This window comes from Streptomyces sp. NPDC051662 (assembly GCF_040681655.1).
In the GTDB taxonomy this organism is placed as follows: domain Bacteria; phylum Actinomycetota; class Actinomycetes; order Streptomycetales; family Streptomycetaceae; genus Streptomyces.
Genome location: NZ_JBFAZD010000002.1, coordinates 359,298 through 373,233, shown reverse-complemented (window position 1 = coordinate 373,233; position 13,936 = coordinate 359,298). Strand labels below are relative to the sequence as shown.

General features: G+C 72.3%; 13 protein-coding genes. 9 read left to right on the top strand and 4 right to left on the bottom strand.

Going from position 1 to position 13,936, the window contains the following annotated elements; genetic code table 11:
- Positions 1-78: 78 nt before the first annotated feature.
- A complete protein-coding gene (locus AB0M67_RS04355) occupies positions 79-1,113 on the top strand; it encodes an NlpC/P60 family protein (protein ID WP_365742449.1) in 1,035 nt (344 codons plus the stop codon).
- 114 nt (positions 1,114-1,227) lie between these two features.
- Positions 1,228-2,403 (top strand): hypothetical protein, encoded by a 1,176-nt coding sequence (locus AB0M67_RS04350; RefSeq protein ID WP_365742866.1) that lies wholly within the window; start codon positions 1,228-1,230, stop codon positions 2,401-2,403.
- Here AB0M67_RS04350 and AB0M67_RS04345 read toward each other — a convergent pair.
- Complete coding sequence (locus AB0M67_RS04345) at positions 2,360-3,610, bottom strand: glycosyltransferase family 87 protein (RefSeq protein ID WP_365742864.1); 1,251 nt, start codon at positions 3,608-3,610, stop codon at positions 2,360-2,362. The genes AB0M67_RS04350 and AB0M67_RS04345 overlap by 44 nt on opposite strands.
- Positions 3,611-3,723: 113 nt before the next feature.
- On the opposite strand from AB0M67_RS04345, the gene AB0M67_RS04340 reads away from it, so the two are divergent.
- Positions 3,724-4,878 carry a glycosyltransferase family 4 protein gene (locus AB0M67_RS04340; protein ID WP_365742447.1) on the top strand — a complete coding sequence of 385 codons (1,155 nt, stop codon included), beginning with the start codon at positions 3,724-3,726 and terminating at the stop codon, positions 4,876-4,878.
- A 489-nt stretch (positions 4,879-5,367) separates the two neighbouring features.
- On the opposite strand, the gene AB0M67_RS04335 is transcribed toward AB0M67_RS04340, so the two are convergent.
- A complete protein-coding gene (locus AB0M67_RS04335) occupies positions 5,368-7,164 on the bottom strand; it encodes an AMP-dependent synthetase/ligase (protein WP_365742445.1) in 1,797 nt (598 codons plus the stop codon).
- Positions 7,165-7,461: 297 nt separating this feature from the next.
- Here AB0M67_RS04335 and AB0M67_RS04330 point away from each other — a divergent pair, with 297 nt between their 5' ends.
- The 6 genes from AB0M67_RS04330 to AB0M67_RS04305 all read left to right on the top strand — a co-directional run bounded on the left by AB0M67_RS04330 (position 7,462) and on the right by AB0M67_RS04305 (position 12,413).
- Positions 7,462-8,229, top strand: a complete 768-nt coding sequence (locus AB0M67_RS04330; protein ID WP_365742862.1) for a metallophosphoesterase — start codon at positions 7,462-7,464, stop codon at positions 8,227-8,229.
- 74 nt (positions 8,230-8,303) lie between these two features.
- Positions 8,304-8,747, top strand: coding sequence for an SRPBCC family protein (locus tag AB0M67_RS04325; RefSeq protein WP_365742443.1), 444 nt, complete (start codon positions 8,304-8,306; stop codon positions 8,745-8,747).
- Between the two features lie 5 nt (positions 8,748-8,752).
- Positions 8,753-9,934 carry an ArsA-related P-loop ATPase gene (locus AB0M67_RS04320; protein ID WP_365742441.1) on the top strand — a complete coding sequence of 394 codons (1,182 nt, stop codon included), beginning with the start codon at positions 8,753-8,755 and terminating at the stop codon, positions 9,932-9,934.
- A gap of 89 nt (positions 9,935-10,023) precedes the next feature.
- The gene (locus AB0M67_RS04315; protein WP_365742439.1) at positions 10,024-10,494 is read left to right on the top strand and encodes a DUF5304 domain-containing protein; all 471 of its coding nucleotides are present in this window, start codon (positions 10,024-10,026) and stop codon (positions 10,492-10,494) included.
- A 102-nt stretch (positions 10,495-10,596) separates the two neighbouring features.
- Positions 10,597-11,538, top strand: a complete 942-nt coding sequence (locus AB0M67_RS04310) for an ROK family glucokinase (RefSeq protein WP_249950828.1) — start codon at positions 10,597-10,599, stop codon at positions 11,536-11,538.
- A 122-nt stretch (positions 11,539-11,660) separates the two neighbouring features.
- Positions 11,661-12,413 carry an endonuclease/exonuclease/phosphatase family protein gene (locus tag AB0M67_RS04305; RefSeq protein WP_365742436.1) on the top strand — a complete coding sequence of 251 codons (753 nt, stop codon included), beginning with the start codon at positions 11,661-11,663 and terminating at the stop codon, positions 12,411-12,413.
- Positions 12,414-12,441: 28 nt separating this feature from the next.
- On the opposite strand, the gene AB0M67_RS04300 is transcribed toward AB0M67_RS04305, so the two are convergent.
- Both AB0M67_RS04300 and AB0M67_RS04295 read right to left on the bottom strand, forming a co-directional pair.
- A complete protein-coding gene (locus AB0M67_RS04300; RefSeq protein ID WP_365742434.1) occupies positions 12,442-13,119 on the bottom strand; it encodes a hypothetical protein in 678 nt (225 codons plus the stop codon).
- Positions 13,112-13,891, bottom strand: a complete 780-nt coding sequence (locus AB0M67_RS04295) for an alpha/beta fold hydrolase (RefSeq protein WP_365742432.1) — start codon at positions 13,889-13,891, stop codon at positions 13,112-13,114. Before AB0M67_RS04295 ends, AB0M67_RS04300 begins: the two co-directional genes overlap by 8 nt.
- Between the last annotated feature and the right edge of the window lie 45 nt (positions 13,892-13,936).

Here is a 13,936-nt window from a genome sequence, read left to right as displayed (position 1 = left end):
GCAGCTCCGGCCAGCGGTCCGCCCGTCGGGCGGCAGGGGCTGCGTCAGTGCGTACAGCGGAAGGAAGTGCGGCTTCCTGTGGTGTCCCATCGCCGCCCCTCACAGTCCGGTCTGGGCCTCGGCGCCCGCGGCAGCGCCTTCGCAGTGTCCGCCGCGGCGGCCACGGCCGCGGCGGCGCTCGGAGCCGCCCCCGCGGGCGCCGACCCGCAGCAGACACCGGAGGCCACCCGCGCCAAGGTGGACCAGCTGTACGAACAGGCCGAGAAGGCCACCGAGTTGTACAACAAGGCGAGCGAGCAGATGGGACGGCTGCGCGGCCTGGTCGACCACGCGCAGGACAGCGCCGCCCGCGGCCAGGAGCGCGTCAACACGATGCGCGGAGCGCTCGGTTCACTCGCCGGCGCCCAGTACCGCTCGGGCGGCATCGATCCGGCCCTCGCCCTGCTGCTCTCCTCCGACCCCGACAGCTATCTCGACAAGGCCTCCGTCCTGGACCGGGTCGGCGCCCGCCAGTCCGGCACCCTGAGAGAACTCCAGCAGGCCCAGCGGAGGCTGGGACAGGTGCGTATGGAAGCCGCCCACGACCTCACCGAGCTGGAGCGCAGCAGGGCCGCCGTATCCCGGCACAAGCGCACCGTCGAACGCAAACTCGCCGAGGCACGGCGGCTGCTCGACTCGCTGCCCACCGCCGACCGCGACTCCTACGACCGGGCCTCCCGCTCCGACCGCGGCGACGGCTCCGCGCTCTCCGGCGGCGTACCGGCCTCGGGACGTGCCGCGGCGGCGGTACAGGCCGCCCAGAACGCGGTCGGCCGGCCCTACGTCTGGGGCGCCAACGGCCCCTCGGGCTTCGACTGTTCGGGACTCACCCAGTGGTCGTACGCGCAGGCGGGCGTCGGACTGCCGCGCACCTCCCAGGCACAGCGGTACGCGGGCCGGCAGGTCCCGCTCTCCGCCGCGCGCCCCGGTGACCTCGTGGCGTACCGCGACGACGCGAGCCATATCGGCATGTACGTCGGCAACGGCCAGGTGATCCACGCCCCCTACCCCGGCGCCTCGGTGCGCTACGACCCGGTCGGCATGATGCCGGTCTCGTCGGTCACGCGCGTCTGATCAGGACCGGTCCGCCGGCCACCCCGTACGATCGGCGGCGTGGCGGGTCCGGCGCGTACGGCGGCAGGACGGCACGGCGCGTGGGGACATAGGGCCGTGCCGTGGCTCGTCGCGCTGCTGCTGGCGGCGGGCTGTACGGCCCCCGGGAAGGCACCCGACACCGCCACCGACGCGATCGGGCGGACCCTGGAGCGGCGGGCCGCGGCCGTGATGGACCGGGACGAGGACGCGTATCTCGCCGTCCTCGCCCCCTCCGCCCGGACCCTGCGCGCCACCGCGCGCGAGGAGTTCGAGAACCTCGCGGACATGCCGCTCGGCTCCTGGACGTACCACCTCACCGACATCGAACGCGCCGGCGACCGGGCCACCGTCCAGGCCGAACTGCGCTACCGGATCGCCGGCTACGACACCGCGCCCGTCTCCACGCCCCGCACGCTGGCGCTGGAGGAGAGCGGGGGACGCTGGTACGTGACCGGGGACCGGCCCGGCGCGGGCGGCGGCCCACAGCTCTGGCAGCAGGGCGAGGTACGGGCCGTACACGGCGACCACAGCCTCGTCCTCGGCGTCGGGGCGGGCGAGGCCACCGACACGCGGCTGCGCGGGATCGCGGTCGCCGCCGACCGGGCCGTACCCGCCGTGGACGACGCCTGGCCGGGCCCGTGGGCGCGCCGGGTGGTCCTGCTCGTACCGGACTCCCTGGAGTCCATGGCCGGGCTCCTGAAGGCGCCGGCGGCCGGATACCGCGGCATCGCGGCGGTCACCACCGGCGAGGTCGGCTCCCCCGGGGCGGCGCCCGCGGACCGGATCGTGGTGAACCCCGAGGCGTACGGCGACCTGAGCACCTACGGACAGCGGATCGTCCTCACCCACGAGACCACCCATGTCGCGACCCGCGCCGCCACCTCGGCCGCCACTCCGGCGTGGCTCTCGGAGGGCTTCGCCGACTGGGTCGCGTACCGGGGTACGGACCGGACGGCGGGCGAGATCGCCCCCGAACTCCAGCGCGCCGTCCGCCGCGGGGAGACGCCCGCACAGCTGCCGTCCGACGAGGACTTCGCCTTCGGCGGCGACGCCGACCGGCTGGCCCGTTCCTACGAGGGCGGCTGGCTGGCCTGCGAACTGATCGCCCGGGACTGGGGCGAGCGGCGGCTGATCGACTTCTACCGGGCCGTCGGCGCGTACCCGGGGCGCGAGGGAGCGGTGGAGAAGGCGGCGCACGACGTGCTCTCCACCACGCCCGACGACCTCACGGCACGTTGGCGCGACTTTGCTCGTCAGCGTCTGGCCTGAGCGCCGACGCGTCCCCGTCGCGCTGCCGGGGCCCCGGGACGGTGTCCCGCCACAGCCGCACACACGCGGTCAGGGTCGCCGCGACCAGCAGCCCGTTCCGTAGGGCGAGCAGCAGGATGCCCACCGGGTCGCCGGCCACCACATGCGAGAACAGCAGCGGGAATTCGAGCAGCGTCACGGCGGTCGCGGCCACCACCAGCCACGCGGGCAGGGTCATCCGGCTCGCCCGCAGCGTCAGACAGACGGCCGCCAGACCGACCAGCCAGAGCATGTACTGCGGGCTGATCACCCGGCTCGTGGTGGTGAACAGCAGTACGGCGGTGAACGCGGCGTCGTACAGCGTGCCCCCGCCGAACCCGCGCGCCCTCAGCCGCCATACCAGCAGCCAGCCGAAGGACAGTACGGTCAGTGCCAGCGCGGCGTTGCTGACCAGTGGGACATACGGCCCGACGAACTCCACCGACCCGTAGTTGAGCAGCACGCTCCCGTTCCAGCCGTAATGCCTCGCCACCTGGAAGACCATCGCGCCCAGCGACTCGATCTCGGTGCCCCGGTCGCGCTGGAAGGTGAGGAACGCCAGCGCCCCGGGCATCGCGGCGGAACAGACCACGACCAGCAGGGCCGCCACCACCGCGGCCGTCGCCCAGGACCGCCGGGTGGCCCGGCCGCGCGGGGTGCCCACCAGCAGCAGGACCGGCCACACCTTCAGCAGCGCCCCGAACCCGGCGAGCGCCCCCAGCAGCCGTGGCCGGCGCACCCCGGCGAGCAGGGCCGCTATCGCCACCACCGTCACCATCAGGTCGTAGCGCGCGTACGCCGTAGGACCCAGCAGCGGCACCCCCGCCACCCACACCCACGCGCCCCCCATGGACCGGCCCGTCCGCCGGCCCGCGTGCAGCAGCAGCCCGAAGGCCACCGCGTCACAGAGCAGCGCCAGCACGAAGAACGCGGAGGGGTAGCCGAGGAACGGCAGCGCCGCCGGCGAGATGATCGCCAGCGCCGCGGCCGGCGGATACTGCCAGGTCACATCGTCCAGCGGATAGGTGCCGGTCTTCAGCACCTCGTACCAGCCCTGGTAGATCACCACGACATCGCCGGTGACGTCGGGCCCCGGCAGCGTGACGACCTTGAAGACGCAGAGCAGCAGCGCCGCCCTGGTGAGGACCCACACCGCGACCGGGAACCGTGTGCCGTGCGCGCCCGCCATGACCGCCTCATCCTCGTCCGACTCGTACATGATCGCGGGAGTCATGATGCCGGGCGCTGCTGTGCGGGAGCCACGAGGCAGGGCCGCCGGTGCGTTGGGTACTGTCTGCGGCGATGCACAAGACATTGATCGTGACCAATGACTTTCCGCCCAGGCCGGGCGGCATCCAGGCGTTCCTGCACAACATGGCGCTCCGTCTGGACCCCGAGCGGCTCGTCGTCTACGCCTCCACCTGGAAGCGCGGGCGCGAGGGCGCGGAGGCGATGGCGGCGTTCGACGCGGAGCAGCCGTTCACCGTCGTACGCGACCGTACGACGATGCTGCTGCCGACCCCGCGCGTCACCCGCAGAGCCACCCGGCTGCTGCGCGAGCACGGCTGCGAGTCGGTCTGGTTCGGCGCGGCGGCCCCGCTCGGCCTGATGGCCCCCGCCCTGCGCGCGGCCGGCGCCCGGCGCCTGGTCGCCACCACGCACGGCCACGAGGCGGGCTGGGCCCAGCTGCCCGCCTCCCGGCAGCTGCTGCGGCGCATCGGCGAGGGCACGGACACGATCACCTATCTCGGTGAGTACACCCGCTCGCGCATCGCCGCCGCGCTCACCCCCGAGGCCGCCGCGCGGATGGTGCAACTGCCGCCCGGCGTCGACGAGAAGACCTTCCACCCCGGCTCGGGCGGCCGGGCCGTCCGCGAACGGCTCGGCCTCGCCGACCGGCCCGTCGTGGTCTGCGTCTCCCGGCTGGTCCCGCGCAAGGGCCAGGACACGCTGATCCACGCACTGCCCGCGATCCTGGCGAGGGTGCCGGACACCGTGCTGCTGATCGTGGGCGGCGGGCCGTACGAGGGGGCGCTGCGGAAGCTGGCGGCCGACACGGGGGTGGCCGACTCGGTACGTTTCACCGGCGCGGTCCCCTGGTCGGAGCTGCCCGCCCACTACGGCGCGGGCGACGTCTTCGCGATGCCGTGCCGCACCCGGCGCGGCGGGCTCGACGTCGAGGGCCTGGGCATCGTCTACCTGGAGGCTTCGGCGACGGGGCTTCCGGTGATCGCGGGCGACTCGGGCGGGGCGCCGGACGCGGTGCTGGAAGGCGAGACGGGGTGGGTGGTGCGCGGGGGGCCGCGCGCGGTGGCGTCGGCGGAGACGGCGGAGCGGGTGGTGGCGCTGCTGCGGGACGGGGAGCTGAGGCGGCGGATGGGGGAGCGGGGGCGGGAGTGGGTGGAGGAGAGGTGGCGCTGGGACTTGCTGGCGTCGCGGCTCAGGTCACTGCTTTAGCGCTGCGCGGGGCGCCTCCGGCGGGGTTGCGGGTGCGTGGTCGTGGTGCCGGGGCCCGGGGCCTCCGGAGGTACATGTCCGGACGGCATGATTTACGGCGCGACTCTGCCCTGTCGTTGGTTCGGGCGTCCGTGCGCCACAAATCACGCTTTAGTGTCCGGACACGCACCTCCTACGACCCCGGCTCCCTCCCCCCGGTGGTCACCGGTCCCGATCCGGTTGGTACCGGCAGGTGGCCGGGTGCGGGAGAGTGCCGCCGCCTCCCCCGCCCACCCTCGCGCACGGCCGCGCCAGTCCGTGCGGGCGGTGAAGGGGGGCGCGCAGGGGTCGTGTCCGGGACGTAGAGCGTGATTTGTGGCGCGCGAACGCCCGCATCTAGACGTCCGGCTGCTGCGCGCCGTAAATCATGCAGTCCCGGGCGCGAGCCCCGGAGCGCACCCCGGCGACAACCCGCACCGCACCACTGGCCCCAGCCGAAACGAACCCCCCCTAGCCCCGATAAATCGCTTCGATTTCGTCGGCGAAGTCCTTCGCCACCACATTCCGCTTCAGCTTCAGCGACGGCGTGATATGCCCCGCCTCCTCCGTGAACTGCCGCGTCAGCACCCGGAACTTCCGTACCGACTCCGCCTTCGACACCGCCGCGTTCCCCTCGTCCACCGCCCGCTGCACCTCCGCCAGCAGCTCCGGGTCCTCGCGCAGCGTCGCCGGCGTCGCGTCGGACGGTTTGCCGTGGTCCCTGGCCCAGCGGGTCAGGAACTCCTCGTCCAGGGTGATCAGCGCGCCCACGAACGGGCGGCCGTCGCCGACGACCATGCACTCCGCGATCAGCGCGTGCGCCCTGATGCGGTCCTCGATCACGGCCGGGGCGACGTTCTTGCCGCCGGCGGTGACCAGGATCTCCTTCTTGCGGCCGGTGATCGCGAGATAGCCGTCCTCGTCGAGCGTGCCGATGTCGCCGGTGTGGAACCAGCCGTCGGCCAGGGCCTCGGCGGTCGCCTCGGGGTTGTTCCAGTAGCCCGTGAACAGGTGCTCGCCGTGGAGCAGGACCTCGCCGTCGTCGGCGATCCGGACGACCGAGCCCGGCAGGGGCTGGCCGACCGTGCCGATCTTCTGCCGGTCCCACGGGTTGAAGGCGGTGGCCGCGCAGGATTCGGTGAGGCCGTAGCCCTCCAGCACGGTGAAGCCGATGCCCCGGTAGAAGTGGCCGAGCCGCTCGCCCAGCGGCGCGCCGCCCGAGATCGCGTACTCGCCGCGTCCGCCGAGGACGGCGCGGAGTTTGCCGTAGACGAGCTTGTCGAAGATCGTGCGCCGGATCCTCAGGCCGAGGGACGGGCCCCGGGGGGTGGACAGCGCGCGGCTGTACGCGATCGCGGTATGCGCGGCCTTGTCGAAGATCCGGCCCTTGCCGTCCGCCTGGGCCTTGGCGCGGGCGGAGTTGTAGACCTTCTCGAAGACGCGTGGCACTCCGAGGATCAGCGTCGGCCGGAAGGTCGCCAGATCGTCGGTGAGGTTCTTGATGTCCGGCAGGCAGCCGAGCTTGATCGGTGCCATCACGGCCGCCACTTCGACCAGCCGCCCGAAGACATGCGCGGCGGGAAGGAAGAGCAGTACGGAGCACTCGCCCGTGCGGAAGAGGGGTTTGAGGCGTTCCACCGCGTTGCCGCACTCCGCGAAGAAGCTGCGGTGCGTCAGCACACAGCCCTTCGGGCGGCCGGTGGTGCCCGAGGTGTAGACGATGGTCGCCGGGTCGTCGGCCTTCGCGGTCGCGGCGCGCTCGTCGACCGTCGCGTCCGTGATCCCGGCGCCGGCGGCGGTCAGTTCCGCGATCGCGCCGTCGTCGATCTGCCAGACGTTCCGCAGGCCGGGGAGTCCGTCCCGTACCGACTCCACCCTGGCGGTGTGCTCCGGACTCTCCACGATCGCCGCGACCGCGCCCGAGTCGCCGAGGATCCACTGCACCTGCTCGGCCGAGCTGGTCTCGTACACCGGGACGGTGACCCCGCCGGCGCTCCAGATCGCGAAGTCGAGCTGTACCCATTCGAAGCGGGTACGGGACATCAGTGCGACCCGGTCGCCGGGCTGGATGCCCGCCGCGATCAGGCCCTTGGCCGCGGCCCGTACCTCGGCGAGGAACTGGGTGGCGGTGACGTCCGTCCAGGCGCCGGCCACCTTGCGGCCGAGGACCGCGACATCGGGGTGTTGCGCGGCATTGCGGCGGATGAGATCCGTCAGGTTGCCGTCCGTAGGGACCTCGTACAGGGCCGGAAGGCTGAACTCGCGCAAGACTGCTGCTCCTCATCGGGCGCCGGCGCCACGGCTTTGTGCGCGCCGGCTGCTGTCCAAGATCGGGCAGGTGCTCCACCGGGGCGAGCACAACTGGACTGCCCGGACGTTACCCATCGGTACTGAGGTACCGATAGAGGGTCCCGGCCAGATGTTCCGTGCGTCACACGTGCTGTGCGGTACTTCGCGCAGAGTAGTCCACCCCCTCCGACACCGCGCTCACCGCGGAAGGAACCGCAGGTCCGGCCCCTCTACCGAGGGTGGAAGCGGGGTTCTAGGGTGATCGGCATGCGAGGCATGCGAGTCAATGTGATCAGTGATGTCCATGGGAACGGACGGGATCTCGCGGCGGCGGGCGACGGCGCCGACGCCCTGATCTGTCTCGGTGACCTCGTCCTCTTCCTGGACTACGCGGACCATTCGCGCGGTATCTTCCCCGACCTCTTCGGGGTCGAGAACGCGGACCGGATCGTGGCGCTGAGGACCGAGCGCCGCTTCGACGAGGCACGGGAGTTCGGCCGGGAGCTGTGGGCGGGGCTCGGGCTCGACCCGAAGGCCGCGATCGAGCAGGGTGTGCGGCGCCAGTACGCCGAGCTGTTCGCGGCGTTCCCCACCCCGACGTACGCGACCTACGGCAATGTCGATATCCCGGGCCTCTGGCCTGAGTACGCGCGGCCGGGCACCACCCTGCTGGACGGTGAGCGGGTGGAACTGGGCGGCCGGGTCTTCGGCTTCGTCGGCGGCGGGCTGCGTACCCCCATGAACACCCCGTACGAGATCTCCGACGAGGAGTACGCGGCCAAGGTCGAGGCGCTCGGCGAGGTGGATGTGCTGTGCTCGCACATTCCGCCGGATGTGCCCGAGCTGACGTACGACACGGTCGCCCGCCGCTTCGAGCGCGGCAGCACCGCGCTGCTGGACGCCATCCGCCGTACGAGGCCGCGGTACTCCCTGTTCGGGCATGTCCATCAGCCGCTGGCCCGCCGGATGCGCGTCGGCGCCACGGAGTGCGTGAACGTGGGGCACTTCGCGTCGACGGGGCGGCCGTGGGCCATGGAATGGTGACCGGCGCACTCGCGATAGCCTGCACCACACATATCCAGAAGCCGGGACAGCCCCAGCACCGGAGGAGCACGGCGATGGCGGAACACACCAGTTCGAGCATCACGATCGAGGCGGCACCGGCCGACGTCATGGGCGTGATCGCCGACTTCGACCGCTACCCCGAGTGGACCGGCGAGGTGAAGGAGGCCGAGGTACTGGCCACCGACAGCCGGGGCCGTGCCGAGCAGGTCAGGCTGGTGCTGGACGCCGGAGCGATCAAGGACGACCACACCCTCGCCTACACCTGGACCGGCGACAACGAGGTCAGCTGGACGCTGGTGAAGTCCCAGATGCTGCGCGCCCTCGACGGCTCGTATCTGCTGGCGCCGGCCGGCTCCGGCACCGAGGTCACCTACCGGCTGACCGTCGACGTCAAGATCCCCATGCTCGGGATGATCAAGCGCAAGGCCGAGAAGGTCATCATCGACCGGGCCCTCGCGGGTCTCAAGAAGCGCGTCGAATCCGTCCCCGGAGCCTGACGCCGATGCGTACGGTCCTTGTCACCGGCCCCGGCGGGGCGGGCCGTACGACCATCGCCGCCGCCACCGCGCTCGCCGCCGCCCGGCCCGGCGGACGTGTCCTGCTGCTCTCCGCCGACCCGCTCGGCGATCTCCTCGGAACCCCGGCCGGTCCGCCGGACGCCCCCGCTCCGGTACGGGACGGCCTGTGGGCGGCGCGCGTCGACTCCGGCGCGCACTTCCGTACGGAGACCCTCGCCTTCCAGGAGCGGGCCGCCACCCTGCTGGACCTGCTCGGAGCCCGCAAGCTGGCCGGTGAGGAACTCACCGAACTGCCGGGCAGCGAACAGTCCGCCCTGCTGCACGCCCTGCGCCGGGCCGCGACCGGCGACTGGGACGTCCTCGTCGTCGACCTCCCGCCGCTGCGCGACGCCCTGGCCCTGCTCGCGCTGCCCGAGCAACTGCGCCGCTATCTGCGCCGTCTGCTGCCCCAGGAGCGGCAGGCCGCCCGCGCGCTGCGCCCGGTGATGGCCCAGCTCGCCGGGATACCCATGCCCGCGCAGTGGCTGTACGAGACGGCCGCGCGGTGGGACGACGAGCTGGCCGCCGTCCAGTCGCTCATCGCGGACCCCGCCACGACCCTGCGGCTGGTCGCCGAGCCGGGGCCCGCGGCGGCCGAGGCCCTGCGCGCCGCCCGCGCCGCGATCGCGCTGTACGGACTGCGCGTCGACACGCTCGTACCCAACCGGATACTGCCCGGCGACGCCACGGACCCCTGGCTCGCGACGCTCGTCGCCCAGCAGCGCAAGTGCCTGGACGAGTGGCACGAGGAATGGGCGCCCGGGACGCCCGTCCACCCGGTGGCACATCTGGGGCGGGACCCGCGCGGTCCCGATGATCTCGGCCTCCTCGGCCGCGCGCCTGAGGGCGCCGCCGGAGGCCCCGTCGAGGACCCCTGGCCGGTCGAGGACCGGCTCGCCGAGGAGAACCTGCTCGTCTGGTGTCTGCCACTGCCCGGAGCGGTCAAGAGCGAACTCGCGCTGGTACGCAGGGACGATGAACTCCTGCTCACCGTCGGCCCGTTCCGCCGAATCGTGCCGCTGCCGTCCGCGCTGCGCCGCTGCACCGTCACCGGCGCGGCACTCAAGGACGGCGTGCTGCGCGTGAGATTCACCCCCGACCCCGCACTGTGGCCGCGCGCACACTGAACGACGTACCGGCGTTCGGGTACCGTCGAAGGTACGAACCCTTCCGCTGTCCCTGGCGGAAGACCCTGTCTCTGACGCAGGAGTGCCGCATGAGCGATGCCACCGAGCGCCCCGCCGCCGACTCGGACGCCTGGGCCACGGCATGCGCCGAGGACCTGGAGGCCGAGAAGGCGCGCCGCCGCGCCACCTACGGACCGCAGCCAGGCTCCGCCACCGAGGAACTGCGCAAGCTGGTCGACGCCGTCGCCGACAAGGTCTCCGCGCTGCCAGGCCCGCTGTTCGGTGTGGCCGCGCAGGGCGCCGTTCAGCAGTTCATCAACCAGGCCAAGGCGGCCGTCGAGCCGGTCATCGAGCGCAACCCCGGAGTCTTCGACCATCTCGCCGCCGCGGGCAACGAACTGCTCGCCGCCTACCGCTCCGCCGTCGAGTCCCAGGAAGCCCGCTGGACCCAGGGGACGCCTCCGTCGCCCGGCGCCGTACGGGAGACGGAGAAGGCGGGCGATCCCACCGACCCGAGGGACGAAGGACCTGGTCCGGACGGCCGGATCGACCTGGACTGACCACCGGACCGACAGCGCTGGCCAGGGCCGGAGGGGACGGTCCCGGGCCCGCCCTCGGGTACGGTTGGCCCTAGCGGGGCTCGACCGAAAACTGAGGGACACATGGGACTCACCATCGGCGTCGACATCGGCGGCACGAAGATCGCGGCCGGCGTGGTCGACGAAGAGGGCACCATCCTGGAAACGCACAAGGTACCCACTCCGCCGACCGCCGAAGGCATCGTGGACGCGATCTGCGCCGCGGTCTCCGGTGCCGGCGAGGGGCACGAGATCGAGGCCGTCGGCATCGGCGCCGCCGGTTACGTGGACGACAAACGCGCCACCGTCCTCTTCGCGCCGAACATCAACTGGCGTCACGAACCGCTCAAGGACAAGGTCGAGCAGCGGGTCGGACTGCCGGTCGTCGTGGAGAACGACGCCAACGCCGCGGCCTGGGGCGAGTACAGGTTCGGTGCCGGGCAGGGCCATGACGACGTCATCTGCATCACGCTCGGCACGGGGCTCGGCGGCGGCATCATCATCGGCAACAAGCTGCGCCGCGGACGCTTCGGTGTGGCCGCCGAGTTCGGGCACATCCGGGTCGTGCCCGACGGGCTGCTGTGCGGTTGCGGCAGTCAGGGCTGCTGGGAGCAGTACGCGTCAGGGCGTGCGCTCGTCCGGTACGCCAGGCAGCGCGCCAACGCGACGCCGGAGAACGCCGGGACGCTGCTCGGTCTCGGCGACGGCACCCCGGAGGGGATCGAGGGCAGGCACATCAGCGCGGCGGCCCGCGCCGGTGACCCCGTCGCCATCGACTCCTTCCGTGAGCTGGCCCGTTGGGCGGGTGCCGGTCTCGCCGATCTGGCCTCGCTCTTCGACCCGTCCGCGTTCATCGTCGGCGGCGGGGTCTCGGACGAGGGCGAGTTGGTCCTCGACCCGATCCGCAAGTCCTTCAGGCGCTGGCTGATCGGTGGCGAGTGGCGCCCGCACGCCCAGGTGCTCGCGGCCCAACTGGGCGGCGAGGCAGGGCTCGTGGGAGCAGCGGACCTGGCCAGGCAGGGCTGATCGGACAAGTCCTCAGGCGATCGCGCCCGCCGTCACCGCGTCATCGGTGCGGCGGGCGCCGTCAGCTCCGGGGCGGTGGTGTCGGTGCTCACGGCCGTCCGGCCTGCCGATATCTTGGCGGCATGGCGATGCCCACGCTGCCCGACTCCCGTACCGAGCCGGATGGTTCGGCGGTGATCCGGGTGCTCAGCTACAACATCCGTTCCCTGCGCGACGACAACGCGGCGCTGGCCCGGGTGATCAGGGCCTGCGCGCCCGATCTGGTCTTCGTCCAGGAGGCACCGCGGTTCTTCCGCTGGCGCAAGCGCGCGGCCTGGCTGGCGAAGCACACCGGTCTCGTGGTGCTGAGCGGCGGCGCCACCGCGGCGGGACCGCTGCTGCTCTGCTCGCTGCGCGCCACGGTCGAGCGGACCGAGGACATCCTGCTGCCGCTCACCCCGGGTCTGCACCGACGGGGATTCGCGACGGCGGTGGTACGGATCGCGGGCGCCAGGATCGGGCTGCTCAGCTGCCATCTGAGCCTCCAGGACGATGAACGCCACGCACAGGCGGGGATGGTGCTCGACCGGCTCAAGACCATGGACGTACCGCACTCGATCGTCGCCGGGGACCTCAACGACCTCCCCACCGGCCGTAGTTTCCGGCTGCTCGCCGGGGAACTCCAGGACTGCCGGACCGTCGCGCCCTGGGGGGACGAGTACACCTCGCCCGCCGAGCACCCGCGCCGGCGCATTGACGCGATCTTCGCCACACCCGGCATCGACGTGCTCGGCTGCGGGGTGCCACGCGATCTGCCCGGCCTCGACCGGGCCGACCTGAGGGCGGCGACGGATCACCTTCCGGTACTGGCCGCCCTCCGCGTACCGGCGTCCTGATCCGCCCCGCCCGTCGAACCCGGTCCCGTCAGACCACCGCGCCGCGCCCCGGGTCGTCGCTCTCGTCGTCATCAGGCTTCATCCGCGCCACCAAGGTGACGAAACCGCCCAGGAAGCCGCCGATGCAGAGCGTGGTCAGCCACCACGTCATGTCCCACCGCAGCAACACGGCGACCAGCATCAGCACCGGACCGCCGATCACCCCGAGCCAGGCGAATCTGGCCGTCGTGTCGGACTCCGGCAGCGGCGGCGGCTCCGGCGGGACGAAATGGCCCTCGTCGCTCTCGTCGAGGTCCTCCTCCCGGGGCTCGGCCAGCTGGTAGTCGCGCGGCCCGCCGACGCCGGGCGCGAAGACCACCGAACCGCCCAGCCGGGGCGTCCCGTCCTCGGCGTCCGGATCCGGTTCCTTATCGGCCTTCTGCTCCGGCCTCTGCTCCGGCTTCTGCTCCGGCTTCTTCTCGGGGGGCTTGCTCAGCGTCTTGTCCGGAGCCGGGGCCTCCGCCGCACCCGCGGCTCCCGCCGCCGGCCCGGCCTCGGGGGCCGTACTGTTCCGTTCGCTCTCCAGCAGGGCCTGATCGCCCACCGACTTGAACGGCTTGGCGCCCGGCGGATCCGCCGGCTCCTCGCCGTACCCGGCCACGATCGCCGCCCAGGCCGCGTCCTCGTCGATCGGCTGCGGCTCGCGGTCCGCGTCATGCTCAGCCACCGGTGGTGCTCCCCTTCTTCCCGACACTCGGAGCGAGCCGGCCGATGAACGCGTGACTCTCCTCGAAAATCCGCTCCGCGTCATAGTCCAACGTCGCCACGTGGTAGCTCTGTTCCAGCAAGACCTCACGGACATCCACCGACGAGACCCGGGACAGGATCCTGGCCGAGTCGGCGGGCGGCACCACATGGTCCTGGGGGCTGTGCAGCAGCAGCAACGGCTGGGTGACCTGCGGCAGCGCCGTGTCCACCAGCCGGAAGAAGTTCCGCAGCGAGTACGCGGCGTGCAGCGGCACCCGGTCGTAACCCAGCTCCCGCGCACCTTCCTTGGCGATATCGCTCGTCAGGCCCTTGGTCGTGGGAACCAGATGACGGATCACCGGCAGCGCGTACGCCGCCGCTCCATGCACCTTGATCCCGGGGTTGACCACCACGACCCCGCTGACCTCCGAGCCGTGCTTGGCCGCCAGCCGCAGCGCCAGCGCCCCGCCCATCGACAGCCCGACGACGAAGACCTGGGCACACCGCTCCAGCAGCTCCCGCAGCGCCCGGTCCACCTCCGCGTACCAGTCCTGCCAGCCGGTGACCTGCATGTCCTGCCAGCGAGTGCCGTGCCCGGGGAGCAGCGGCAGCGATACGGTCAGCCCGCGCTCGGCCAGATATCCGGCCCAGGGGCGCAGCGACTGTGGGGAACCGGTGAATCCGTGACAGAGAAGGACACCGACCTCACCGCCCTCATGGCGGTACGGCTCGGCTCCAGGAAGGACCGGCACCGGGTACTCCTGTTCGTGAGGATCGGAAACTGTACTTCACCGTAC

Coding starts and splice junctions, on each gene's coding strand:
- AB0M67_RS04315 (WP_365742439.1), top strand. CDS start 10,024: ATGAGCGATGCCACCGAGCGCCCCGCCGCCGACTCGGACGCCTGGGCC.
- AB0M67_RS04330 (WP_365742862.1), top strand. CDS start 7,462: ATGCGAGTCAATGTGATCAGTGATGTCCATGGGAACGGACGGGATCTC.
- AB0M67_RS04325 (WP_365742443.1), top strand. CDS start 8,304: ATGGCGGAACACACCAGTTCGAGCATCACGATCGAGGCGGCACCGGCC.
- AB0M67_RS04310 (WP_249950828.1), top strand. CDS start 10,597: ATGGGACTCACCATCGGCGTCGACATCGGCGGCACGAAGATCGCGGCC.
- AB0M67_RS04320 (WP_365742441.1), top strand. CDS start 8,753: ATGCGTACGGTCCTTGTCACCGGCCCCGGCGGGGCGGGCCGTACGACC.
- AB0M67_RS04305 (WP_365742436.1), top strand. CDS start 11,661: ATGGCGATGCCCACGCTGCCCGACTCCCGTACCGAGCCGGATGGTTCG.
- AB0M67_RS04340 (WP_365742447.1), top strand. CDS start 3,724: ATGCACAAGACATTGATCGTGACCAATGACTTTCCGCCCAGGCCGGGC.
- AB0M67_RS04345 (WP_365742864.1), bottom strand. CDS start 3,610: ATGGCGGGCGCGCACGGCACACGGTTCCCGGTCGCGGTGTGGGTCCTC.